Here is a 24,861-nt window from a genome sequence, read left to right as displayed (position 1 = left end):
AAATCAATGAGATGTTTAGTTTATTTTATGAGTTAATTATAGAATAACTAATAGTTCAAAGAGTGTTCCAAACAGGCTTTTACGAAATTTACAAATAAAGGATGAGGATTTAAAACGGTACTTTTATACTCTGGATGATATTGAACCCCAATAAACCAAGGATGTGAAGGAATTTCAACAACTTCAACTAAATTGGTTTTTGGATTTTTACCTGTGGCAATCATTCCTGAATTTTCAAAATCATTTAAATAACTATTATTAAACTCAAAACGATGTCTGTGGCGTTCGCTTATATTTTTAGTTTTATAAATTTTTGCAACTTTACTATTTTCGGCTAGTTTACAATCCCAAGCTCCTAAACGCATGGTTCCACCATAATTAGTAATGTTTTTTTGTTCTTCCATAATATCAATTACGGGATTGCTAGTGTTCACATCCATTTCTGTGGAATTAGCATCTTTTAAACCTAAAACATTTCGTGCAAATTCTATAACTGCCATTTGCATTCCTAAGCAAATTCCTAAAAATGGAATTTTATTTTCACGAGCATATTTCACTGCTTCAATTTTACCTTCAATACCACGTTCACCAAAACCTGGTGCAACTAAAATTCCGTTTAATTTTTTTAGTTTTCTTGGTACATTTTTAACGGTTAATTCTTCGGAATGAATCCAATGAATATTAACACTTACTTTATTTTTTGCACCTGCGTGAATAAATGCCTCAGAAATAGATTTGTATGCGTCATGTAATTCAACATACTTACCAACTAAACCAATTTCAATGGTATATTTTGGGTTTTTAAAATTTGTTAAAAACTGATTCCAAGATTTTAGTTTTGGTTGTTTTTTGTGCGCTAAATTTAATTTTTTTAATACCGCAATATCTAAACCTTCTTCAAGCATTAAATTTGGAACATCATAAATAGTTTCTGCATCAATGGATTGAATAACATTTTCTTTTCTAACATTACAAAATAATGCTAGTTTTTGTTTTATAGTATCCGAAATTTCATGTTCTGTTCTGCAAACTAAAATATTTGGACTTACACCACTTTGCATTAACATTTTAACCGAGTGTTGTGTAGGTTTGGTTTTTAATTCTCCTGCTGCTGCTAGATAAGGTACTAAGGTAAGATGAATTACCATGGCATTATCTTCACCTAATTCCCATAATAATTGACGAACAGATTCAACATAAGGTAAGGATTCTATATCACCTACAGTTCCACCTATTTCAGTAATAACAATATCAAAATCGCCTGTATTTCCTAATATTTGAATTCTATGTTTAATTTCATCAGTAATATGTGGAATTACTTGAACCGTTTTTCCTAAAAAATCTCCTTTGCGTTCTTTTTCAATTACAGATTGATAAATTCTTCCAGTAGTAACATTATTGGATTGTGATGTGGGAATATTTAAAAATCGTTCATAATGCCCTAAATCTAAGTCTGTTTCTGCTCCATCATCAGTTACATAGCATTCGCCATGTTCATAAGGGTTCAAGGTTCCTGGGTCAATATTTATGTATGGATCAAGTTTTTGAATAGTAACAGAGTATCCTCGTTCTTGTAATAATTTAGCTAAAGATGCTGCAATTATGCCTTTTCCAAGTGAAGAAGTAACGCCTCCGGTTACAAAAACATATTTGGTGTTTTTCATTGTTGTTAGGTTTGGGCAAAAGTACTAACTCTATTTTAGTTGGCAAAAGAGAAACCTTCAAATTTTTTAAAATTTGAAGGTTTTGGATTTTTTTAGATTATTTTTTCTTTTTACTTCTAATCATGGCTTCAAGCATATCCCACATTTCTTCAGGAATATCTTCAAGCATATTAAATTCTCCAGCACCTTTTAGCCATTCTCCACCGTCAATAGTTATTACTTCACCATTTATATATGCCGAAAAGTCGCTCATTAAATAAGCAGCTAAATTTGCTAGTTCTTGATGAACACCAACTCTGCCAACAGGCACTTTCTTTTTCATGTCAAATTTTTCTTTTAAATCACCTGGTAATAATCTGTCCCAAGCACCTTTTGTTGGAAATGGGCCAGGAGCAATGGCATTAGAACGAATTCCATATTTAGCCCATTCTACAGCAAGTGATCGTGTCATAGCTAAAACACCAGCTTTGGCTGTAGCTGATGGAACTACATAAGCTGAACCCGTCCAGGCGTAAGTGGTTACAATATTTAAAATGGTAGCTTTTGTTTGTTTTTTTTCAATCCAGTGTTTTCCGAAAGCAAGTGTGCAATTTTTGCTGCCTTTTAATACGATATCAATTACAGTATCAAAAGCATTTGCAGATAATCGTTCCGTTGGACTTATAAAATTACCAGCAGCATTGTTCAATAAACCATCTACTTTTCCAAACTTCTTTAATGTTTCAGCCAATATATTTTCAACTTCATTGTAATTTCTAACATCACATTTAACAGGTAGTATTTTCCCTCCAGTTTTAGTTTCTAACTCTTCTTTTACTGCTACCAATTTTTCAAAATTTCTAGAAGTAATAACCACATTTGCACCTAATTCTAAAAAATAAGTAGTCATGGCTTTTCCTAAACCACTACCACCTCCAGTTACTACAATTACATTACCTTTTAAACTTCCTTCTTTAAGCATTGGTTTTTTATACATAAATGTTCTGTTTTTTAATTTTTATAAATGTAGTTATTTTTTAATTTTTTGCTATTGAATATTTTTTTTAATTTTTTTAAAATTCTATTTGTCAAACACAAAAGTAATTGTATATTTGCCAACGCTTTTAGAGGACGAAATTAAAGCGTAATTTAACTAAAGATACACGATTTAAAGATATAAGAAATGAAAAGGACTTATCAACCATCAAAAAGAAAAAAAAGGAATAAACACGGGTTCAGAGAACGCATGTCAAGTGTTGCAGGAAGAAAAGTGTTGGCAAGAAGAAGAGCTAAAGGTAGAAAAAGATTAAGTGTATCTTCTGATCCGAGACCAAAAAAATAATGAAACTAAGTTTTATATATTTAGGGTGTTACTTTTATTAGTAACACCTTTTTTTTGATCATTTAATAAGTTTTGAAAACTATTTTATATACAAAAACTAAATTTACAGATATTTACAAATAAATAATTTAAGTACCACATGCCAAAAAATACTAACATAAAATCGGTTTTAATTATAGGTTCTGGGCCAATTATTATTGGTCAAGCTTGTGAATTTGATTATTCTGGATCGCAAGCTATTCGTTCACTAAAAGAAGAAGGAATTGAAGTTGTTTTAATTAACTCAAATCCTGCTACTATTATGACAGATCCTTCTTTGGCAGATCATGTTTATTTAAAACCATTAACTACAAAATCAATTGTTCAAATATTAAAACTACATCCTAATATTGATGCTGTTTTACCAACTATGGGAGGACAAACTGCTTTAAATTTATGTATTGAAGCACAAGATAGAGGTATTTGGGATGATTTTGATGTGCGTTTAATTGGAGTAGATATTGATGCAATTAATATTACTGAAGATAGAGAGCAATTCAGAAAATTGATGATTGAAATAGGAGTTGGACAAGCGCCTTCTGCTACTGCTGCATCTTTTTTACAAGGAAAAGAAATTGCACAAAAATTTGGTTTTCCTTTGGTAATTAGACCATCATTTACTTTGGGTGGGTTTGGAGCTTCTATTGTTTATGAAAAAGAAGATTTTAATAATTTATTACGTAGAGGTTTAGAAGCATCACCAATTCATGAAGTTATAATTGATAAGGCTTTATTGGGGTGGAAGGAATACGAATTAGAATTGTTACGTGATCAAAATGATAATGTAGTAATAATATGTACCATAGAAAATATGGATCCTATGGGAATTCATACAGGAGATTCAATTACGGTTGCTCCAGCAATGACTTTAAGTGATACTACATTTCAGAGAATGCGTGATATGGCAATTCATATGATGCGTTCTATTGGTGATTTTGCAGGAGGTTGTAACGTTCAATTTGCTGTAAGCCCTGATGAAAATGAAGATATAATTGCAATTGAAATTAACCCAAGGGTTTCACGTTCTTCAGCATTGGCATCAAAAGCAACAGGATATCCTATTGCTAAAATAGCTTCAAAATTAGCTATTGGTTATAATTTAGATGAATTAAATAATCAAATTACTAAAACAACTTCTGCATTATTTGAACCAACTTTAGATTATGTAATCGTAAAAATACCACGTTGGAATTTTGATAAATTTGAAGGATCGGATAGAACCGTTGGCTTACAGATGAAATCCGTTGGGGAAGTTATGGGAATTGGCCGTTCATTTCAAGAAGCATTACATAAAGCTACTCAATCATTAGAAATAAAACGAAATGGATTAGGAGCAGATGGTAAAGGAGAGAAGAGTTACGATGTAATTATTGAGAAACTAAAAAATCCAAGTTGGGATCGTGTTTTTGTAATATATGATGCAATTCAAATGGGAATTCCTTTGAGTAGAATATACGAGATTACAAAAATTGATATGTGGTTTTTAAAACAATATGAAGAATTATTAGCTTTAGAAACCGAAATTTCAAAATATGAATTAGGAACTTTAACGTATGAATTATTATTAGAAGCCAAACAAAAAGGTTTTGCAGATAGGCAAATAGCTCATATGTTAGGTTGTTGGGAAAGTGAAATATATAAAAGACGAGAAGAGTTAGGTATTCATAGAGTTTATAAATTAGTAGATACTTGTGCAGCAGAATTTGATGCGCAAACTCCTTATTATTATTCTACTTTTGAAAATAGAATGACAACTACTGAAGGAAGTTATGCAGATAATGAAAGTGTAGTTTCTAATAAAAAGAAAGTGGTTGTTTTAGGTTCTGGGCCAAATAGAATTGGTCAAGGAATTGAGTTCGATTACTGTTGTGTGCATGGAGTTTTAGCAGCAAAAGAAGCTGGTTACGAAACTATTATGATAAACTGTAACCCAGAAACAGTTTCTACAGATTTTGATACCGCAGATAAACTATATTTTGAACCAGTATTCTGGGAACATATTTACGATATTATCCGTCATGAAAAACCAGAAGGAGTAATTGTTCAATTAGGCGGGCAAACTGCTTTAAAGTTAGCTGAAAAGCTAGATAAATATGGTATTAAAATTATTGGAACAAGTTTTGAAGCACTTGATTTAGCTGAAGATAGAAAACGATTTTCAGAATTGTTAGTGGATTTAAAAATCCCTTTCCCAAAATATGGTACAGCAACAACAGCTGATGAAGCATCCGAAATAGCGGATAAATTAGATTTTCCAATTTTAGTTCGTCCTTCATATGTTTTAGGAGGACAAGGAATGAAAATTGTAATTAATAAAGAAGAGTTGGAAAAACATGTAGTAGATTTACTTCGAAAAATTCCAAATAATATGTTGTTGTTAGATCATTATTTAGACGGAGCTATTGAAGCAGAAGCAGATGCTATTTGTGATGGAGAAGATGTTTATATTATAGGAATTATGGAGCATATTGAACCTTGTGGAGTTCATTCAGGAGATTCTAACGCAACATTACCACCATTTAATATAGGTGAGTTTGTAATGCAACAAATAAAAGATCATACTAAAAAAATAGCTTTAGCATTAAAAACAGTTGGATTAATTAATATTCAATTTGCAATTAAAGATGATACGGTTTATATAATAGAAGCAAATCCAAGAGCTTCACGTACTGTGCCATTTATTTCAAAAGCGTATAAAGAACCATATGTTAATTACGCAACTAAAATTATGTTGGGTGAAAATAAATTAAAAGATTTTAATTTTAATCCTAAACTAAATGGTTTTGCAATAAAACAACCAGTGTTTTCATTTAATAAATTTCCAAATGTAGATAAACGATTAGGACCTGAAATGAAATCTACAGGAGAAAGTATTTTATTTATTGATAGTTTAAAAGATGATGATTTCTACGAATTGTATTCTAGAAGAAAAATGTATTTAACTAAATAATTTTTTTAATTTTTAATAAAATTTAAAAAGAGGTCAATATTGACCTCTTTTTTTGTTAAATAAAAAAGTTAATTTATATTTGTTTAATAAAAAGTATGATAAATTGAACAATATAAAAACAGAATTTACCATTAAAGATCTTGAAAATTTTTCAGGAATTAAAGCGCATACTATCCGTATTTGGGAAAAGAGGTATAATTTATTCGAGCCTAAAAGAACAGATTCAAATATTAGATACTATAATTTAAATAGTTTGCAAAAACTTTTAAATGTTTCATTGCTTTATAATAGTGGATTAAAAATTTCTAAAATAGCTGATTTATCTGAAGATAAAATGGCATTAAAGGTTAGAGAGTTTGTTTTTAAAGAAGGTTTTGAAAGTGAAGCATCAAATTCATTAAAATTAGCCATGTTAAATTTTGATGAAAGACTATTTAATCAGGTATATAATAATTTATTAGCTACAACTTCATTCCAAAATATTTTCATAAACATATTTAAGCCATTTTTAAATGAAGTTGGTGTTTTATGGCAGGTTAATTCAATAACGCCAGCACATGAGCATTTTATTACTAACTTAATTAAGCAAAAAATTCATACTAATATTGAGAAAATTCAGCAATTACCATTTACTGAAAAATCTAAAAAGTTTGTTTTGTATTTACCAATGCATGAAATACATGAATTAGGGTTGTTGTATCTTCATTTTGAATTATTAATGCGTGGTTATAACTCTATTTATTTAGGCCAAAGTGTTCCAGTGGATAATTTGAAAGATTTAAAAATTAGTGATGTTACCACTAATTTTATTACTTATTTAACGGTAGAACCTTCAAAAGATTCTGTAAAAACATATTTAAATCATGTGTATACTTCTATTTTAAAAAACTCTAAAGATACGCTGTGGGTTTTGGGTTATAAAATTGCTGAATTTGAGCAAGAAAATATAGAAATACCTCAAGTTCATATTTTTAAATCGGTACTTGATTTGTTAAAAGTTATATAATTTTTTTTGAAATATTTTGTATTGTTTAATCTTTTATTATATTTGTTAAACAAAATATGAAAAATATAATTATAATAGGCTCTGGATTTTCCTCTCTTTCTGCTTCGTGTTACTTAGCAAATAAAGGGTATAATGTTACAATACTAGAAAAAAACAGTAGTGTTGGAGGTAGAGCACGCGTTTTAGAAAAACTGGGTTTTAAATTTGATATTGGTCCAACTTGGTATTGGATGCCAGATGTTTTTGAGAAATTTTTCAACGATTTTAATAAAAAACCTTCCGATTTTTATGATTTAGAAAAACTAGCTCCTGCATATCAAGTTTACTTTAATATGCTTGATTCAATAATTATTTCTGACAAAATTGAAGAAATCTATACAATTTTTGAAAAAGAGGAGAAAGGAAGCTCTATTTATTTAAAAAAGTTTTTAAATGCGGCTAAATTTAATTACGAAATTGCTGTAAATAATATGGTTTATAAGCCCGGAAATTCTATTACTGAGCTTATTACAAAAGACACTATTATAAATGTTTCTCAATTTTTTAAGAGTATTAGTAAAGAAATTAGAAATAATATTAAAAGCAAAAAACTGATTCAAATATTAGAGTTTCCTGTGCTTTTTTTAGGAGCAAAACCATCAAATACGCCAAACTTTTACAATTTTATGAATTATGCTGATTTTGGTTTAGGCACTTGGCATCCAAAGGGAGGAATGTTTGAAGTAGTTAAAGGGTTTACTTCTTTAGCAATATCATTAGGGGTAACTATTAAAACAAACCAAAATGTTGAAAAAATTGAAGTGGTAAAAGGAGAAGTAAAAGGAGTTAAAGTTAATGGTGAATTTTTTAAAGCAGATATTGTTATAAGTGGTGCTGATTATCATCATTCTGAAACTCTTTTAGATGAAAAATACAGAATGTATTCCGAAGAATATTGGAGTACTAAAACTTTTGCTCCTTCCTCACTTCTGTTTTATGTTGGTTTTAACAAAAAACTAAAAAATGTATCACATCATACCTTATTTTTTGATACTGATTTTGATGCACATGCAATTGAAATATATGATATGCCAAAATGGCCAAAAGAGCCGCTTTTTTATGCAAGTTTCCCAAGTATAACCGATAATAGTTTTGCCCCTATAAATCAAGAAGCGGCTACTTTTCTAATTCCAATTGCACCAGGTATTGAAGATACTCCAATAATTAGAGAACATTATTTTCAAAAAATAATTAATCGATTGGAAAAGCTAACCAATCAAAATGTAAAAGAAAACATTGTTTTTAAAGAATCGTTTTGTGTTAATGATTTTATAGCGGATTATAATTCATATAAAGGAAACGCTTACGGATTGGCAAATACTTTAACTCAAACTGCATTTTTAAGACCTAAAATAAAAAGTAAAAAAGTAAAGAATTTATTTTTTACAGGACAACTTACTGTGCCAGGACCAGGAGTTCCTCCTTCAATTATTTCTGGAAAAATTGTAGCAGAAATGGTGACTAAAAATCAATTTTAAATTACTACTAACTAAAAATAATTATGAAACAGCTTTTTGATGACACATCGTTTTATTGTAGCAAAATTGTTACAAAAAAATACAGTACTTCCTTTTCGTTGGCAGTAAAAATGCTATCTCCTAAAATTAGAACAGGAATTTATAGTATTTACGCTTTTGTACGTTTTGCTGATGAAATTGTTGATTCCTTTTACGGATATGATAAAAATGAATTAATTAACAAGTTTGAAGCGGATTATTATATAGCTCTTGAGAGTGGTATTAGTTTAAATCCAATTTTAAATAGTTTTCAAAATACCGTAAAAAAATACAATATTACTAACGATTTGGTTCAAGCTTTTTTAACAAGTATGAAACTCGATTTAAATAAAAATGATTACAAAACTGTAGATGAGTATAATAGTTATATTTATGGTTCAGCCGATGTTGTTGGGTTAATGTGTTTAAAAGTATTTGTAAATGGTGATGATGATAAGTATGAAAGTTTAAAGGATGCTGCTATGAAACTAGGTTCAGCATTTCAAAAAGTAAATTTTTTACGTGATTTAAAAGATGATTATGAAATTTTAAATCGATCTTATTTTCCTGGAGTAGATTTAAAACAGTTGAGCTCAAATGCTAAATTACAAATTATTGCTGAAATTGAAGATGATTTTGATAATGCATATAAAGGAATAAAAAAATTACCTTTAGAAGCTAAATTTGGTGTTTATACTGCTTATGTTTATTATAAAAGATTATTGCATAAACTTAAAAAAACACCTTCAAAGGATATATTAACCACACGAATACGAGTTTCAAATCCGATGAAATTAAGTTTGCTGGCAAAATCCTTTTTAGTATTTAAACTAAATTTACTGTAATGAAAATTAGTATTATATTTTTGTTTTTAAGTGCGATGTTATTTACATCTCCAATTATAGAGGAAGTTAGAGCTAGTTTCCCAAATATTAATTCAAAAGAAAAAGCAGAAGAATTTATTGAAAAATTAGAAGGATCAAAAAGCACAATTGGTCAAGCATATTTAGCTGCTATGTATTTATTTAAATCACGCTATGTATTTTTTCCAACAACAAAATATAAATACTTTAAAAAAGGAAAGCAAAAGTTAGATGACTTAATTAAAAATAATCCAAAAAATATTGAATTACGATATCTTCGATTTGTTTTTCAACATCAAATTCCAAAATTTTTAAACTACAATAAAAATATTAACGAAGATTTTTTAATTTTTAAAACAAACATAAATAGTAGCGAATTAGATAAAAATTTTAAACTAAAAATGTTAAATGAAATGTTGTTGGTTAATAATATAGAGTCATCTATTAAAAACGATATTACAAATCTTTTAAAAAATTATCAATAATGATTTTTTTTATAGGAATTACAGCTGTAACATTCCTAGTGATGGAAAGCATTACTTGGTTAACACATAAATATGTAATGCACGGATTTATGTGGTATTTTCATGAAGATCATCATCAACCAAAATACCAAAATTGGTTTGAGCGAAATGATATCTTTTTTGTCATTTTTGCTATACCCAGTATTGTACTTTTTTATTTTGGGTTAGAGAGCGGATTGAATTATAAATTTTTTATAGGGTTAGGAATTTTATTTTATGGAATTGCATATTTTTTAGTGCACGATGTATTAATTCATAGGCGGTTTAAATGGTTCAATAAAACAAACAATAAATACCTTATTGGACTAAGAAAGGCACATAAAGTACACCATAAACATTTGGAAAAAGAAGAAGGAGAATGTTTTGGAATGTTGTTTGTTCCATTTAAATATTTTGGGGTTTAATGTATCTTTATTTAATACTAAATATCGCTTCTTTTATTGTCCCATTCATTTATAGTTTTGAAAAAAAAATGCGATTTATAAAATGGTGGAAATCCGTTTTTTTATCTATAGTTATTGTAGGTGTTTTTTTTATAATATGGGATATAATTTTTACTAAACAAGGTGTTTGGGGGTTTAATCCTAGGTATCATTTAGGCATATCTATTTTTGGATTACCCTTTGAAGAAGTTTTGTTTTTTATTTGCGTTCCTTACGCTAGTATTTTTATGCATTATGCTTTTTTATACTTTTTTCCAACTATTAAACTATCAAATCAAAAAACAAAAGCCATAATTTTTTTACTAATTAGTATTTCAATTTTTGCTTTAATTTTTGCTTGGCCAAAAAAATACACAAGTGTAAACTTTATACTTTTTTTAGTTTTATTAATTTATTCGTTACTTTTTAAAAATAGAATTTTAAATCAATTTTTTATAACGTTTTTATTGATATTGATTCCTTTTTTTATCGTTAATGGCATTTTAACTGGAAGTTTTATTGAACATGAGGTGGTTTGGTATAACAATAATGAAAATTTAGGAATTCGAGTTTTTACAATTCCAATTGAAGATATAGTTTACGCTTTTAATATGTTATACAGCAGTTTAATTCTGATAGAATTTTTCAAAATAAAATTTATAAGTAAACGGCAAATAATTTTAAAATAGAGCAATGGACAAAAAAGAAATTTCTATTTTTTGGTTTCGAAGAGATTTAAGATTAGAAGATAATTGTGGTTTATTTGAAGCGTTAAAATCAAATTATCCTGTTTTACCTGTTTTTATTTTTGATGAGGAAATTTTAAATGAGTTACCAAAAAATGACGCAAGAATTAGTTTTATTCATCATTCGTTACAAAATTTAAATAAGGTATTGCTAAAAAATCAATCTTCATTATATATAAAAAAAGGTGCTGTAATTGATGTTTGGAAAAAAATTATAACTGAGTTTAATGTAAAAAACGTTTTTTTTAATAAAGATTATGAACCTTACGCTATTAAAAGAGATTTAATGGTTACTGAACTTTGTAAAGCAAATAATATTGAAGTGCAGTCTTTTAAGGATCAAGTTATTTTTGAAGAAAACGAAATTGTAAAAGCTGATGCAAAACCATACACAGTTTATACTCCTTATAAAAATAAATGGTGGGAATTATTTAAAAATAAGGAACTAAAATTTTATCCTTCAGAAGATTTGAAAAACCACTTTTTAAAAACCATTTTTAATTTTCCTTCTATTAAAGAAATAGATTTTGTGATAAGTAATATAAAGGTAAAATCAATTAATAAAAATGCAATTTTAGATTATGATAAGTTTAGAGATTTTCCTTTAGAAAAAACTTCGAACTTCTCAGTTTATTTAAGATTTGGACTTATAAGTATTAGGAATTTATTTAAATATGCTGAACCAAAAAATACAACTTTTTGTAACGAGCTTATTTGGCGTGAATTTTTTATGCAGATATTATACCATTTTCCATTCGTGGTTAAAGAAAATTTTAAATCTAAATATAACTCTATTAATTGGAGAAATAATGAAGATGAATTTCAATTGTGGTGCAAAGGAAAAACAGGTTATCCAATAGTTGATGCTGGCATGAAAGAATTAAATAAAACTGGTTATATGCATAATAGAGTGCGTATGATAACTGCTAGTTTTTTAACAAAACATTTGCTAATTGATTGGCGTTGGGGAGAAGCTTATTTTGCCAAAAAATTATTGGATTATGATTTAGCAGCAAATAATGGAAATTGGCAATGGGCTGCAGGTACAGGTTGTGATTCTGCTCCTTATTTTAGAGTTTTTAATCCAGCAACTCAGCAACAAAAATTTGATTCTGATTTTAGTTACATTAAAAAATGGAATCCTAATTATACATCAATTCCTGAAATTGTGGAACATAAATTTGCACGTTTACGATATTTAAATGCATATTCATATTTAAAAAATTAATTTTATAAAATTTTCTTCTGAAGGAATAATACATAAATTAATTAAACTAAAAACAGTAACTCTTCAATATTATGAAACCTAACATTTGTCATATTAGTAATAAAAACATTAAAAAAAATACATTAAATAACTCTTAGTTCATTTGTGTTTATTGTTACCAAAACCGAAATATTTCAATTTGATAATGTTTTAATATGTTTATATTCAGATATTTACAACATCTATTTTTAATGATTTTAAATAATAATAGCTAAAATTTAGCTGACATATATCATTGTAAGTCCTTATAGGTTACTCTACTTTTACAGAGCAAAAAATCATACAGAAAACTATATAATTTGATAAAATTAAATTTAATACTGTTTAATTCAAAAAATTATTAAAATAAGGTAAAAATGAAAGAAGAGATTTCTAAATTAATTTGTGATGCTAATGAAGCAGTAGCAAAGATTGCACATAAAACTAACGAAGTTTGTGCAATTTATCCAATTACGCCTGCATCACCAATGGGAGAGCACGCAGAAGTTTATAGTGCAAAGGGGCTAAAAAATGTTTGGGGTAATGTACCTAGAATTATTGAAATGCAAAGTGAAGGTGGAGCTTCTGGAGCTGTCCACGGATCTCTACAAGGAGGAGCTGTAACTACAACATTCACAGCGTCACAAGGTTTGTTATTAATGATACCTAACATGTATAAAATGGCAGGTGAATTATTACCTACTGTAATTCATGTAGCAGCACGTACAATTGCAACACATGCATTATCCATTTTTGGAGACCATTCCGATGTTATGTCAGCTAGAGCAACAGGTTTTTCTATGTTGTTTGGAGGTTCAGGGCAAGAAGCTCATGATTTTGCTTTAATATCTCAAGTAGCAACTTTTAAAAGTAGAGTTCCATTTTTAAATATTTTTGACGGATTTAGAACTTCTCATGAAATTACTAAAATGGATGCTATTTCTGATGAAGTAATAAAAGCGATGATGCCAGAAAATGATATCTTAAAACATAGAAAACGAGCTTTAGATCCAGATAATCCAGTTATTAGAGGAACTTCACAAAACCCAGATGTATTTTTCCAAGCAAGTGAAGCCTCCAATTTATATTATCAAAAAGTTCCTGAAATAGTTCAAGAAACTATGGATGAATTTTATAAACTAACAGGTAGAAGATATGACTTATTTAACTATGTAGGCCATCCAGAAGCTGAACGCGTAATTATTATTATGGGATCAGGTGAAGGTGCTGTTGGTGAAGCAGTTGAAGCAATGGTTGCCAATGGTGAAAAAGTAGGAGCGTTATATGTTCGTTTATATCGTCCATTCTCTATTTATCATTTTATTAAAGAATTACCTAAAACAGTTAAAAAAATTGCAGTTTTAGATAGAACAAAAGAACCAGGAAGTATTGGAGAACCTTTATATTTAGATGTAGTAAGTGCATTTGTTGAAATGGGAGACACTTTACCTACAATTGTAGGAGGTCGTTATGGATTATCATCAAAAGAATTTACACCAGCAATGGTTAAAGGTATTTATGATGAATTATTAAAAAATTCACCAAAAAACCACTTCACTATTGGTATTAATGATGATGTTACGCATACAAGTTTAACTTATGATAAAGAGTTTAAAACTACTAAAAATACAGTTAATTGTATGTTTTATGGTTTAGGTTCTGATGGTACCGTTGGAGCAAACAAAAACTCTATTAAAATTATCGGTGAAACAACGGATAATTATGTACAAGGATATTTTGTTTATGACTCTAAGAAAGCAGGTGCGCAAACTATTTCACATTTACGTTTTGGACCAGATCCAATTACAGCTTCTTACTTAGTTGATAAAGCTAATTTTATTGCAGTTCATCAATTTAACTTTATAGAGAAGTATGATGTTTTAGAAAATATTAAAGAAGGAGGAACATTCTTATTAAATTCTCCTTATTCTAAATATAAAGTTTGGACAGAACTTCCAAGTATTTTACAAAAAAGAATAATTGATAATAATATTGATTTTTATGTAGTTGATGCTACTAAAGTTGCTCACGATGTAAATCTTGGTAAACGTACAAATACGGTATTACAAACTTGTTTCTTTGCAATTTCAGGAGTTTTACCTAAAGATGAAGCTATCAAAAAAATTAAAGCTGCCATTGTAAAATCTTATTCTCATAAAGGAGATAAAATTGTAAACATGAACTTTAATGCGGTAGATAAATCATTAGAAAACTTAGAAAAAGTAGAATACCCTCGTCACACAACAAATAAAGATGGTTTAAAACCTATGATGAGAGAAGGAGCTGATGAGTTTGTAAAAGAAATTTTAGGAACTATTTTGGCAGGTAAAGGAGATAGTTTACCAGTTAGTGCATTTACTGCTGATGGTACTTTCCCTACAGGAACAACTAAATTTGAAAAACGTGGTATTGCAGCCTATATTCCTACTTGGGATGATGCAGATTTATGTACACAATGTAATAAATGTGTTAGTATTTGTCCACATGCTGCAATTAGAGCAAAAGTAGTATCAAACGAATTAATGGCAGATGCTCCTGAAGGTTTAAAACATGTTCCAGCAAAAGGAAGACCATTTAATAGTGAAACAGAAAGTTATGTATTGCAAGTTTCACCAGAAGATTGTACAGGATGTGATTTATGTGTTGAAGTTTGCCCTGCTGAAAGCAAAGAAGTAGAAGGTGTATTTGCAATAAACATGTCTAAAAAGATAGATGTAGATGTAGAAGCAAATAAAAATTGGGATTACTTTATTGATTTACCAAATTATGATAGAAAAGAGTTAAAAACTTCAACCGTAAAAGGATCACAATTCTTAGAACCTTTATTTGAGTTTTCAGGTGCTTGTCCTGGTTGTGGTGAAACACCTTACATAAAATTAGTAACTCAATTATACGGAGACAGTATGATGGTTGCCAATGCAACAGGTTGTTCATCAATATATGGAGGAAACCTACCAACAACACCTTATACTAAAAATAGCGCGGGTAGAGGTCCAGCTTGGGCAAATTCATTATTTGAAGATAATGCAGAATATGGTTTAGGTATGCGTTTAGCATTAACTAAAAAACAAGATATAGCTTTTGATTTATTAAAATCTTTAGAAAATGAAGTAGGAACTGATTTAGTAAATCAAATTATCGAGAATCTTGAAGAAGATGAAACTCAAAAAGAGTTGAAGTTAAAACAAATTGAAGAACTAAATAGCATTTTAGATACTTTAGATACCAAAGAAGCTAAAAATCTTAGAGACCTTTCTGAGTATTTGCGTAAAAAATCAGTTTGGATATTTGGTGGAGACGGATGGGCTTATGATATAGGATTTGGAGGATTAGACCATGTGTTAGCTTCTGGTGAAAATGTAAATATTTTAGTTATGGATACTGAAATTTACTCAAATACAGGAGGTCAAGCATCTAAAGCAACTCAAATGGGTGCTAGTGCTAAATTTTCAATTGGAGGTAAAATAACACCTAAGAAAAGCTTAGCATTACAAGCTGTTTCTTATGGAAATGTATATGTTGCTCAAATAGCAATTGGAGCAAAAGACAACCAAACTTTGAAAGCAATTCAAGAAGCGGAAGCTTTCCCAGGAACTTCTATAATTATTGCATATTCACATTGTGGAGATCACGGATATGATTTAAGATATGCGGCAGATCATCAAGCAAAAGCAGTTGAGACTGGTTACTGGCCATTATTTAGATTTAATCCTTTAGAAGAAAAAGGAAAAAAATTCAGATTGGACTCTAAACAACCCTCAGCTCCTTTAAGTGACTTTATGTATAGCGAATCTCGCTTTACAAGAGTAGTTAAAGACAATGCAGAAAAAGCGAAAGCTTTATTAGACGAAGCTCAAGAAAAAGTGGAAACACAATGGGAACGTTTAGAACTTTATAGAAATTTATAATTTAATTAGATGAAAAAGTGCTGGATACTAATGTGTCCAGCACTTATTTTATAAAAAAAGAATTTAGTAACCCAAAATAACCACTCTATGAAAACCAGATCCAAAGCATTTTTAGATGAAGCTGAAAAAAAACTTCACGAAGCAAAAGAAGAAATGTTTAAACCAGAAGAAGATATGGTTAGTTATTCTGTTTGTAAAAATTCACAAATTGCTATTGAAAATTATTTAAAAGGTTACTTAACCCAAAATAATATTGAAATTGAGAAAGACGAAACTATTGATACATTATACAATAAATGCTTAGCGTTTAACGATAAATTTAAAGATGTTGATTTAAGTGCTATTAGTTGTAGGCATCATATTATAGATTCTCGTTACTGTTCAGAAATTCCTAAGGTTAGTGCCTGTTTAGATACAGCAGATGCATTAGATACTTATCTTCGCAGAAATAAAATTTTATAAGCCTCATTTGATATTTCATTTGAGAAAGCAAAAACTTACTGTACATTTGTAATAAAACAAAACCCATGAATTATATTTTATTTGATGGTGCAGTACGTAATGCCCTTTTACCATTAACCTACACAAAACCTGTAGCAGATTTACGAATTGGTATTTTAACTATTCGTGAAAAATGGGAAAAATATTTAGAAACTACAACTACAACAGTAACTGAAGAGTATTTAGAAGAAAAGTTTCCAATGGTTGAAATGGAAAATAACATTATGTTAAATGCTTCTTTTTTACCAACTCCAACCTTAGTTTATTTAGTTAAAGATTTAAAAGAAAACCAAGCAATTTTTAAAAATGATGAAGTGGTTGCTTTTTATAGTAAAGAGTCACAAGAAGAAATAGATTTTTCTACATATCAACAAATTGAATTTGAAGAGGATTTAATTCAAATTAAAAACACGTGGAATTTATTTTCATATAATGAAAAAGCTATTCAATTGGATTTTGATTTATTAATTAAGGATAGAAAATCACAGTTAATACCTGAAAATATTCAAACTATAAATCCAAATAATATTTTTATTGAAGAAGGAACAACAATAAATTTTTCTGTTTTAAATGCATCAGAAGGTCCAATTTATATTGGTAAAAATGCAACTATTATGGAAGGTAGTTTAATTAGAGGTCCTTTTGCTTTATGTGATAATTCAACAGTAAAAATGGGCGCTAAAATATATGGAGCAACCACTATTGGTCCTTTTTGTAAAGTTGGAGGAGAGATAAGTAACTCAATTTTAACAGGATATTCAAATAAAGGACATGATGGATTTTTAGGAAATTCAGTACTTGGCGAATGGTGTAATATTGGTGCGGATTCTAATAATTCTAACTTGAAAAATAATTATGCTCAAGTTCGTTTATGGAGCTATGAAACAGAAAATTTTGCTAAAACAGGATTGCAATTTTGTGGATTAATTATGGGAGATCATTCAAAATGTGCAATTAATACGATGTTTAATACGGGAACAGTAGTAGGAGTGAGCGCCAATATTTATGGAAGCAATTTTCCAAGAAATTTTATTCCATCATTTAGTTGGGGAGGAGCAACCGGATTTACAACGTATCAATTAAATAAAGCTACAGAAACAGCTAAATTAGTTTTTGAAAGAAGGAATTTAGAATTTGATGAAAAAGAACAAAAAATTCTAAGGCATATTTTTGAAATTACTGAAAAGTATAGAAATTATTAAATAAAAAAAGCTCATTGATTTCAATGAGCTTTTTTTGTTAGTAATTAATTAGTAATTTATTTATAGAAGGTTACACTTCCATAATCAGATTTAATGGTTATTGTTTTTCCGGAATTGGCTGAATTATAATACCCTTCGTATTCTTTTTGTGATGAATCTTTTACTTCTCTAGTGAAAGTAAACTTGTTATCATCATATTTTAATCCACTATAGCTTAAACGAGCTGAAAAATCAAATGATACAGGATCTTCTGTTCCAAATTTTAAGTGCGTATAAGATGAAACTACATTTAGAGATTTAAAATTAGCACTAATTTCTTTAATTTTTAAAGATCCATATTCAATTTTAAAACTACCTGTGCCTAGTAATTTTCCTACAGAGTTATGCATATAATCGCTATCACCAGTAACATTTCCAGCTTCATCCATTTTTAGACTACCATAATCACAGTTGAAATTTAAATTAGTAACCTGTCCAAAAGTAATATGAGAATAGTCGGCATTTAATTTAGTTCTTCCAGATTTAGTTATGTTTAGTGTAGAATAATCGGCATTAATATCTCCATCTTTCATAAAATCTATGAATGAATTATTAGTATAATCAATATTAATATGATTGTTTGTATTTCTTAATTCTCCAATATTTAAACTACCATAATCACAATTTATAATAGATGTTCCTTCTAATTTATCAATGTTAATTGCTCCATAATCATTGTTTAAATTAACATTATTGGTAATTGGCATTTTTATTAAATAATTAATTTCCATACTAACATTGTTGTTCTTTCCCCAAATTTTCCAAGATGATGATTTTTTTTCAATAATAGTTTTTGCTGTTACATTTGATGAATTATTGGTGAAATCTACATTAATTCTATCTAATCTGGCTTTTACTTTTTCTTCATCATTACCTGTGGTAGTTATAGAAACTTGAATAACAATTTTGTTTTCATTCCAAGTGGTTACTTCAATATTTCCATATTTATTATTAACCTTTAAAGTAGCATCTTTATTTACTTTAAATTCTTTTTTAATCATTTTGTTTTTCGTGTATTTACCTTTTTTCCCTGTAGCAAAAATGGATAAAGGGATTAAAAAAAGTATAAATAGTATTTTAAATGTATTTTTCATGAGTTTGTGTTTTTAATTGTTTAACGTCTTTTAGTTGTTGAATTAGGCTTTGTAAAACTGTAATTCGTTGTTGGTAATTGGCAATCATTGCATAAATTATTCTTGGATCCGATTTATTTTCTTTTAAGTCAATTTCTAATAAGTTATATTGTTTTTCTAATTTTTTTAGTTGTGCAAAAGAGTCATCTATAAGTTGTTTATTACTGCTATTTTTTTCTTTTTCAATAAGTTGTATTTCTTTTTGAATAGTGGTAATAAAATAATTTTCAGTTTCATTCATTTTAGGAGAAACGCTTGATAATTCTAAACCTGATGAATTAAATGATGAGCCAACCCAAATGCCAATGTATAGTATTATAGAAGCGGCAACAGCTATTAAGCTAACTAATTTGTAAAGTTTAAAAGAATCTTTTTTATTAGTGGAATTTAGTTTTGCTTCAAATCTGTTAAAATGACCGATATTTGGTTCATTTATATCAAACTGATTTTCTAAATTTTTAAATATATTTTCTAAATTATCTTTCATAAATAGGAACTAAAAGTTGTCTTAATTTATTTTTTGCTCTCGATAAAGTTGTTCTACTGTTTTCATAAGATATATTTAATATTTGGGCAATTTCTTCACAATCATACCCTTCAATTAAATTTAAATTAATTATTACTCTATAATTTGTTTTAAGTGCATTAATTTGTTTTAAAATAAAGGAAACATTAATGTTACTTGTATCAATTTCTTCATCAACAAAATCATCTTTTCGTATTTTTTCAAGCTCAACAGTTTCCATATAATTCGTTTTTTTTAAACTACTTAAACTTTTATTAATAACTATTCTTTTTAACCAAGCTCCAAAACTTACATCTTTACTATAAGTATTTAATTTTGTGAAAGCTGCTAAAAAAGCTTCTTGCATAATATCTTCAGCTTCAAAACTATCATTCACTATTCTTAAGGCACAATTATACATTGCTTTATAATACAGCTTATATATGGCAAATTGTGCTGATTTGTCTCCATTTTCACACTTGCTTAAAAGTTGCCTTATATGTGGTTTATCTTGGTTCAAAAACTAATTTCTATTAAAAAGACTTTAATTATTTCTAACTGTTACAGTTTGTATTAAAATTAAATAAAAAAATATAATTACTTTAAACTTATTTGGCATAACTATTGAAATTTATAAGATAACAGTACAAATAAAATTACTGTAAATAGTTGAAAATAAGAATTTTAAATTAATTTTGTTTTTGTATTTATTAGTGTTTAATAACTATAAATGACAAAATGACCCAAATTATAGTATGAGCAAATCAAAATTTTTAAATCTGGACAAATTGTCACTTCAAAATATTTTAGATGAAGATGCTGATTTAATTCCATTAATGACGCCAGAAGACGAAGAAGAAATAAATAAGGAAGAGGTTCCAGAAGTTTTACCCATATTACCTTTGCGAAACACAGTATTGTTTCCTGGAGTTGTAATTCCAATTACAGCAGGTAGAGATAAATCTATCCAATTAATTAAAGAGGCGAATAAAGGGAATAAAATAATTGGAGTAGTTGCCCAAAAAAATGAATCTATTGAAGACCCAACGGTTAATGATATTCATAAGGTTGGTACGGTTGCTCGTATTTTAAGAATGCTAAAAATGCCTGATGGAAATACAACGGTAATTATACAAGGCAAAAAGCGTTTTGAAATAGATACTATTGTACAAGAAAAACCTTATATACAGGCTACAACTAAAGAATTTCCAGAAGATAGATCCGACGAGAAAGCTCCTGAATTTGAGGCAATTGTTGAATCTATTAAGGATATGGCGATTAAAATTATTAAGGAAAATCCAAATTTACCTACTGAAGCTACTTTTGCCATTAAAAATATTGAAAGTAGTCCGTTTTTAATAAATTTTGTTTCTTCAAACATGAATTTAAAAGTGTCTGAAAAACAAGAACTACTTCAAATTAGTAATTTAAAGGAAAGAGCTTTAGTTACTTTGAAAAAAATGGATATTGAGTTGCAAAAATTAGAATTGAAAAATGATATTCATTCTAAAACACGTTTAGATATGGATCAGCAACAACGTGAATATTATTTGCATCAACAATTAAAAACTATTCAAGAAGAGTTAGGAGGCGTTTCTTATGATGAAGAATTAGAAGAAATGCGCGAGAGATCTAAATCTAAAAAATGGAATAAGGAAGTTAAAGGAATTTTTGATAAAGAATTAGGACGTTTACAGCGTATGAATCCACAAATGGCTGAATATTCTGTACAACGTAATTATTTAGACTTGTTATTAGATTTACCTTGGAATGAATATTCTATAGATAATTTCGATTTAAAAAGAGCACAAAAAATACTTGATCGAGATCATTTTGGTTTGGAAAAAGTTAAAGAACGAATTATTGAACACTTAGCCGTTTTAAAATTGAAAGGAGACATGAAATCTCCAATTATTTGTTTATATGGTCCTCCAGGAGTAGGGAAAACTTCTTTAGGAAAATCTATTGCTGAATCTTTGGATAGAAAATATGTAAGAATGTCTTTAGGTGGTTTGCGTGATGAAGCTGAAATTAGAGGTCATAGAAAAACTTATATTGGCGCAATGCCAGGTAGAATTATAAAGGATTTGAAAAAAGCAGGAACTTCAAACCCAGTTTTTGTTTTGGATGAAATTGATAAATTAGCATCTTCAAGTCATAATGGTGATCCATCTTCTGCGATGTTAGAAGTTTTAGATCCAGAACAAAACACCACTTTTTACGATAATTATTTAGAATTAGATTACGATTTATCTAAGGTTTTATTTATTGCAACTGCCAATAGTTTATCTACAATTCCTTGGGCATTACGTGATAGAATGGAAATAATTAATGTTTCAGGGTATACTATTGAAGAAAAAGTAGAGATTGCTAAAAGGCATTTATTGCCAAAACAATTAAAAGAACATGGTCTGTCTTCAAAAGATTTAAAAATAGGTAAAAAACAATTAGAAAAAATTGTGGAAGCTTATACACGTGAATCTGGAGTCCGTGGTTTAGAAAAGCAAATAGCAAAAATGGTTCGTTATGCAGCAAAATCTATTGCAATGGAAGAGGATTATGAAGTTAAAGTTTCTGTTGAAACCATAGAGAAAGTGTTAGGCCCATCGCATTTGGAACGCGATAAATATGAAAGTAATAATGTTGCTGGTGTAGTTACAGGTTTAGCTTGGACACAAGTTGGAGGAGATATTTTATTTATTGAGTCCATAATTTCTAAAGGAAAGGGATTAACCATTACTGGAAATTTAGGGAAAGTAATGAAAGAATCTGCAACCATAGCGATGGAATATATTAGAGCTAATGCAAATGATTTTGGAATTAATAGTAAATGGTTAGATGAATATAAAGTACATATTCATGTTCCGGAAGGAGCAACGCCAAAAGATGGACCAAGTGCAGGTATAACTATGTTAACATCTTTGGTGTCTGTGTTTACACAACGTAAAGTAAAATCTAAATTAGCCATGACAGGTGAAATTACGTTGCGTGGAAAAGTTTTACCAGTTGGAGGAATAAAAGAAAAGATACTAGCAGCAAAAAGAGCTAATATTAATGAAATTATTTTATGTATTGAAAACAAAAAAGATATTGAAGAAATTAAACCGTCCTATTTAAAAGGAATGAAATTTCATTACGTTTCTGAAATGAAAGAAGTAATTGATTTGGCTTTAATGAAACAAAAAGTTAAAAATGCTAAAAAATTATAAAATAAAAAAGCAGCCAATTGGCTGCTTTTTTATTATGTTATTAAAGCTTAGACATTTCTAATATCTAAAATTAAACCATTTGTTAATTTTCCAGTTTTATCTAGTTTATATATCTTTTTAGCTACTTCTTTAGGTGAACTTAATTCACCATTATTATAAAAATCAATAAAACGTTGAACGGACTTAAAGTTTTCTTTTGGCGTATTTCTAGCTTTTGATTGCATATCTGTATCTACAATTCCAGGATAGATTGAAACGATTTTAACACTGTTTTCATGATGTTTTTGCTCTTTAGAAATTACTTTAGTCATCATATCTATTCCTGCTTTTGAAGCACAATAAAGCGACCAACTTTCATAAGGATTTATAGCAGCTCCCGATGAAATATTAATAATTTCTTTTTTGCAATTAAACTCTTTTGTTAATTTGATGAAAGTAGCATTTAGTATTAAAGGAGCTATTAAATTAACTTGAATGGTGTAATTAATATCTTTAGGATTTATATTTTCTATGGTATTAACAGTTCCTAAATCTCCGGCATTATTTATAAGAAGAATTTTTTTAGTATTAGTAGTATCTAAATGAGAAAATACTTCTGTTAAAGTAGGCTCAATAGTTTCTACTTTACTTAAATCACAAGAATATTGTTCTGCGGTATAAAATTTTTCTTTTATGGAACGAGAAATTGAAAAAACTCGGTAACCATTTTTATGGTAAACTTTTGATAGCCCTTCTCCTAATCCCTTATTTCCACCAGTTATAATAACTATTTTTTCCATTTTTTAACTAATTTAATCTAGTACTAAAATAATGAAAATTATGGACTATAAACAGGATTATTTATAGAATTCTTTGGCTTTATTCCAATAAATATCCATTTCAGATAAGGACATATCATGTAAAGATTTTCCTATTTTTTTTGCTTCTTTTTCTAAATATTGAAATCGGTTTATGAATTTTTTATTGGTACGCTCTAAAGCATTTTCAGGGCTAACTTTAATAAATCTGGCATAATTTATCATTGAGAAGAGTACATCGCCAAACTCTGCTTCAATATTTTTTTGGTTTCCTTTTTCAATTTCAGCATTTAGTTCCGCAAGTTCTTCTTGTACTTTTAGCCAAACTTGTTCTGGTTTTTCCCAATCAAATCCAACTCCTGCAACTTTGTCTTGAATTCTATTAGCTTTTACCAACGCAGGTAATGATTTTGGAACACCTTCTAAAACAGAGTTTTTTCCTTCTTTAAGTTTTAGTTGTTCCCAGTTTTTTTTAACATCATCTTCATTTTCAACTGTAACATCACTATAAATGTGCGGATGCCTGTGAATTAATTTTTCTGAAATAGCAGTTGCTATATCTGCAATGTCAAAAGAATCGGTTTCAGAACCTATTTTAGCATAAAAAACGATATGCAACAGTACATCACCAAGTTCTTTTTTTATTTCTTGTAAATCGTTATTAAGAATTGCGTCGCCTAATTCGTAGGTTTCTTCAATAGTTAAATGACGTAAAGATTGAAACGTTTGTTTTTTATCCCAAGGACATTTTAAACGCAACTCATCCATAATGTCTAACAATCTGCCAAAGGCTTGAAGTTGCTGTTCTCGGGTATGCATAATTATGCTTGTTCTTTTTCTTCGGTTTCTTCTTCAGAAATAGCACTAAAATCAAAGTTTGTTGAAGCTAGTAAATTATACCACTGGATAACTTTTTTTATGTTAGAAGTATATACGCGTTCTTCATCAAAGTTTGGTAAAATTTCTCTAAAATAGGAAGTTAAAACTTTACCATTTTCTTTATGACTGATAGCCTCTTTACCATTTTCTTTTTCTCCAATGGTTTTGAAAACAATTCTTAATGGAATTTCTTCTTCATAGGTATATATTGAAATTTCGTTTAATGCACTAATATTATGCATTGCTGTAATTGGAAATTTTTTGTCATCTAACAATGATTGAACTATAATTCCGCCTTTAGATTGTGCTTTTATTTCAAATAGACCTGGCTTACCATTAATAGCAACTATATCTTTTAACTCCATATAATAA

Annotated in this window: 21 protein-coding genes; 13 read left to right on the top strand and 8 right to left on the bottom strand. The window is 28.6% G+C overall.

Annotated features, from left to right (window positions below):
• Nucleotides 1-47 precede the first annotated feature (47 nt).
• On the bottom strand, nucleotides 48-1,664 hold the full coding sequence (locus R3342_RS02740; protein WP_318938135.1) for a CTP synthase: 1,617 nt from the start codon (nucleotides 1,662-1,664) through the stop codon (nucleotides 48-50).
• A gap of 97 nt (nucleotides 1,665-1,761) precedes the next feature.
• Nucleotides 1,762-2,640 carry an SDR family oxidoreductase gene (locus R3342_RS02735; RefSeq protein WP_318938134.1) on the bottom strand — a complete coding sequence of 293 codons (879 nt, stop codon included), beginning with the start codon at nucleotides 2,638-2,640 and terminating at the stop codon, nucleotides 1,762-1,764.
• A 186-nt stretch (nucleotides 2,641-2,826) separates the two neighbouring features.
• Between R3342_RS02735 and rpmH the strand changes: the two genes are divergently transcribed.
• The 12 genes from rpmH (at nucleotide 2,827) to R3342_RS02675 (ending at nucleotide 17,927) form a co-directional block, all read left to right on the top strand.
• The gene (gene rpmH / locus R3342_RS02730; protein WP_318938133.1) at nucleotides 2,827-2,985 is read left to right on the top strand and encodes a 50S ribosomal protein L34; all 159 of its coding nucleotides are present in this window, start codon (nucleotides 2,827-2,829) and stop codon (nucleotides 2,983-2,985) included.
• Between the two features lie 139 nt (nucleotides 2,986-3,124).
• Nucleotides 3,125-5,974 (top strand): carbamoyl-phosphate synthase large subunit, encoded by a 2,850-nt coding sequence (gene carB / locus R3342_RS02725; protein ID WP_318938132.1) that lies wholly within the window; start codon nucleotides 3,125-3,127, stop codon nucleotides 5,972-5,974.
• Nucleotides 5,975-6,077: 103 nt separating this feature from the next.
• Nucleotides 6,078-6,980: a MerR family transcriptional regulator gene (locus R3342_RS02720; RefSeq protein ID WP_318938131.1), complete on the top strand. Its 903-nt coding sequence runs from the start codon at nucleotides 6,078-6,080 to the stop codon at nucleotides 6,978-6,980.
• A 56-nt stretch (nucleotides 6,981-7,036) separates the two neighbouring features.
• Nucleotides 7,037-8,497 carry a phytoene desaturase family protein gene (locus R3342_RS02715; protein ID WP_318938130.1) on the top strand — a complete coding sequence of 487 codons (1,461 nt, stop codon included), beginning with the start codon at nucleotides 7,037-7,039 and terminating at the stop codon, nucleotides 8,495-8,497.
• A gap of 23 nt (nucleotides 8,498-8,520) precedes the next feature.
• A complete protein-coding gene (locus R3342_RS02710; protein WP_318938129.1) occupies nucleotides 8,521-9,360 on the top strand; it encodes a phytoene/squalene synthase family protein in 840 nt (279 codons plus the stop codon).
• The gene (locus R3342_RS02705; protein ID WP_318938128.1) at nucleotides 9,360-9,863 is read left to right on the top strand and encodes a hypothetical protein; all 504 of its coding nucleotides are present in this window, start codon (nucleotides 9,360-9,362) and stop codon (nucleotides 9,861-9,863) included. Before R3342_RS02710 ends, R3342_RS02705 begins: the two co-directional genes overlap by 1 nt.
• Nucleotides 9,863-10,306 carry a sterol desaturase family protein gene (locus R3342_RS02700; RefSeq protein WP_318938127.1) on the top strand — a complete coding sequence of 148 codons (444 nt, stop codon included), beginning with the start codon at nucleotides 9,863-9,865 and terminating at the stop codon, nucleotides 10,304-10,306. Before R3342_RS02705 ends, R3342_RS02700 begins: the two co-directional genes overlap by 1 nt.
• Complete coding sequence (locus tag R3342_RS02695) at nucleotides 10,306-11,013, top strand: lycopene cyclase domain-containing protein (RefSeq protein ID WP_318938126.1); 708 nt, start codon at nucleotides 10,306-10,308, stop codon at nucleotides 11,011-11,013. The genes R3342_RS02700 and R3342_RS02695 overlap by 1 nt, the downstream gene beginning before the upstream one ends.
• A 4-nt stretch (nucleotides 11,014-11,017) precedes the next feature.
• Nucleotides 11,018-12,298 carry a deoxyribodipyrimidine photo-lyase gene (locus R3342_RS02690; protein WP_318938125.1) on the top strand — a complete coding sequence of 427 codons (1,281 nt, stop codon included), beginning with the start codon at nucleotides 11,018-11,020 and terminating at the stop codon, nucleotides 12,296-12,298.
• 395 nt (nucleotides 12,299-12,693) lie between these two features.
• Nucleotides 12,694-16,224 (top strand): pyruvate:ferredoxin (flavodoxin) oxidoreductase, encoded by a 3,531-nt coding sequence (gene nifJ, locus R3342_RS02685; protein WP_318938124.1) that lies wholly within the window; start codon nucleotides 12,694-12,696, stop codon nucleotides 16,222-16,224.
• Nucleotides 16,225-16,311: 87 nt separating this feature from the next.
• Complete coding sequence (locus tag R3342_RS02680) at nucleotides 16,312-16,686, top strand: HEPN domain-containing protein (protein WP_318938123.1); 375 nt, start codon at nucleotides 16,312-16,314, stop codon at nucleotides 16,684-16,686.
• 65 nt (nucleotides 16,687-16,751) lie between these two features.
• Entirely contained in the window at nucleotides 16,752-17,927 is a 1,176-nt protein-coding gene (locus R3342_RS02675) for a GlmU family protein (RefSeq protein WP_318938122.1), read from the top strand.
• Between the two features lie 56 nt (nucleotides 17,928-17,983).
• On the opposite strand, the gene R3342_RS02670 is transcribed toward R3342_RS02675, so the two are convergent.
• The 3 genes from R3342_RS02670 to R3342_RS02660 are packed head-to-tail and all read right to left on the bottom strand — an operon-like array spanning nucleotide 17,984 to nucleotide 20,124.
• A complete protein-coding gene (locus R3342_RS02670; protein ID WP_318938121.1) occupies nucleotides 17,984-19,060 on the bottom strand; it encodes a hypothetical protein in 1,077 nt (358 codons plus the stop codon).
• Entirely contained in the window at nucleotides 19,044-19,586 is a 543-nt protein-coding gene (locus tag R3342_RS02665) for a hypothetical protein (RefSeq protein ID WP_318938120.1), read from the bottom strand. Before R3342_RS02665 ends, R3342_RS02670 begins: the two co-directional genes overlap by 17 nt.
• Nucleotides 19,576-20,124: a sigma-70 family RNA polymerase sigma factor gene (locus R3342_RS02660; protein ID WP_318938119.1), complete on the bottom strand. Its 549-nt coding sequence runs from the start codon at nucleotides 20,122-20,124 to the stop codon at nucleotides 19,576-19,578. The genes R3342_RS02665 and R3342_RS02660 overlap by 11 nt, the downstream gene beginning before the upstream one ends.
• A 235-nt stretch (nucleotides 20,125-20,359) precedes the next feature.
• Here R3342_RS02660 and lon point away from each other — a divergent pair, with 235 nt between their 5' ends.
• The gene (lon, locus tag R3342_RS02655) at nucleotides 20,360-22,813 is read left to right on the top strand and encodes an endopeptidase La (RefSeq protein ID WP_318938118.1); all 2,454 of its coding nucleotides are present in this window, start codon (nucleotides 20,360-20,362) and stop codon (nucleotides 22,811-22,813) included.
• A gap of 47 nt (nucleotides 22,814-22,860) precedes the next feature.
• Here lon and R3342_RS02650 read toward each other — a convergent pair whose 3' ends face one another.
• The 3 genes from R3342_RS02650 to R3342_RS02640 are packed head-to-tail and all read right to left on the bottom strand — an operon-like array spanning nucleotide 22,861 to nucleotide 24,854.
• Nucleotides 22,861-23,592 carry an SDR family NAD(P)-dependent oxidoreductase gene (locus R3342_RS02650; RefSeq protein ID WP_318938117.1) on the bottom strand — a complete coding sequence of 244 codons (732 nt, stop codon included), beginning with the start codon at nucleotides 23,590-23,592 and terminating at the stop codon, nucleotides 22,861-22,863.
• Between the two features lie 57 nt (nucleotides 23,593-23,649).
• Nucleotides 23,650-24,429 carry a nucleoside triphosphate pyrophosphohydrolase gene (gene mazG, locus R3342_RS02645; protein WP_318938116.1) on the bottom strand — a complete coding sequence of 260 codons (780 nt, stop codon included), beginning with the start codon at nucleotides 24,427-24,429 and terminating at the stop codon, nucleotides 23,650-23,652.
• A gap of 2 nt (nucleotides 24,430-24,431) precedes the next feature.
• Nucleotides 24,432-24,854 carry a DUF5606 domain-containing protein gene (locus tag R3342_RS02640; protein ID WP_318938115.1) on the bottom strand — a complete coding sequence of 141 codons (423 nt, stop codon included), beginning with the start codon at nucleotides 24,852-24,854 and terminating at the stop codon, nucleotides 24,432-24,434.
• Between the last annotated feature and the right edge of the window lie 7 nt (nucleotides 24,855-24,861).

The organism is Lutibacter sp., from assembly GCF_033723435.1.
Taxonomy (GTDB): domain Bacteria; phylum Bacteroidota; class Bacteroidia; order Flavobacteriales; family Flavobacteriaceae; genus Lutibacter.
The sequence above is the reverse complement of the archived record's forward strand: the minus strand, read 5'-3'. Positions and strand labels throughout refer to the sequence as shown.

Excerpts from the sequence above, each read along its gene's own strand:
- R3342_RS02740 (WP_318938135.1), bottom strand. The coding sequence starts at position 1,664 with ATGAAAAACACCAAATATGTTTTTGTAACCGGAGGCGTTACTTCTTCA.
- R3342_RS02735 (WP_318938134.1), bottom strand. The coding sequence starts at position 2,640 with ATGTATAAAAAACCAATGCTTAAAGAAGGAAGTTTAAAAGGTAATGTA.
- rpmH (WP_318938133.1), top strand. The coding sequence starts at position 2,827 with ATGAAAAGGACTTATCAACCATCAAAAAGAAAAAAAAGGAATAAACAC.
- carB (WP_318938132.1), top strand. The coding sequence starts at position 3,125 with ATGCCAAAAAATACTAACATAAAATCGGTTTTAATTATAGGTTCTGGG.
- R3342_RS02715 (WP_318938130.1), top strand. The coding sequence starts at position 7,037 with ATGAAAAATATAATTATAATAGGCTCTGGATTTTCCTCTCTTTCTGCT.
- R3342_RS02710 (WP_318938129.1), top strand. The coding sequence starts at position 8,521 with ATGAAACAGCTTTTTGATGACACATCGTTTTATTGTAGCAAAATTGTT.
- R3342_RS02705 (WP_318938128.1), top strand. The coding sequence starts at position 9,360 with ATGAAAATTAGTATTATATTTTTGTTTTTAAGTGCGATGTTATTTACA.
- R3342_RS02700 (WP_318938127.1), top strand. The coding sequence starts at position 9,863 with ATGATTTTTTTTATAGGAATTACAGCTGTAACATTCCTAGTGATGGAA.
- R3342_RS02695 (WP_318938126.1), top strand. The coding sequence starts at position 10,306 with ATGTATCTTTATTTAATACTAAATATCGCTTCTTTTATTGTCCCATTC.
- R3342_RS02690 (WP_318938125.1), top strand. The coding sequence starts at position 11,018 with ATGGACAAAAAAGAAATTTCTATTTTTTGGTTTCGAAGAGATTTAAGA.
- nifJ (WP_318938124.1), top strand. The coding sequence starts at position 12,694 with ATGAAAGAAGAGATTTCTAAATTAATTTGTGATGCTAATGAAGCAGTA.
- R3342_RS02680 (WP_318938123.1), top strand. The coding sequence starts at position 16,312 with ATGAAAACCAGATCCAAAGCATTTTTAGATGAAGCTGAAAAAAAACTT.
- R3342_RS02675 (WP_318938122.1), top strand. The coding sequence starts at position 16,752 with ATGAATTATATTTTATTTGATGGTGCAGTACGTAATGCCCTTTTACCA.
- R3342_RS02670 (WP_318938121.1), bottom strand. The coding sequence starts at position 19,060 with ATGAAAAATACATTTAAAATACTATTTATACTTTTTTTAATCCCTTTA.
- R3342_RS02665 (WP_318938120.1), bottom strand. The coding sequence starts at position 19,586 with ATGAAAGATAATTTAGAAAATATATTTAAAAATTTAGAAAATCAGTTT.
- lon (WP_318938118.1), top strand. The coding sequence starts at position 20,360 with ATGAGCAAATCAAAATTTTTAAATCTGGACAAATTGTCACTTCAAAAT.
- R3342_RS02650 (WP_318938117.1), bottom strand. The coding sequence starts at position 23,592 with ATGGAAAAAATAGTTATTATAACTGGTGGAAATAAGGGATTAGGAGAA.
- mazG (WP_318938116.1), bottom strand. The coding sequence starts at position 24,429 with ATGCATACCCGAGAACAGCAACTTCAAGCCTTTGGCAGATTGTTAGAC.
- R3342_RS02640 (WP_318938115.1), bottom strand. The coding sequence starts at position 24,854 with ATGGAGTTAAAAGATATAGTTGCTATTAATGGTAAGCCAGGTCTATTT.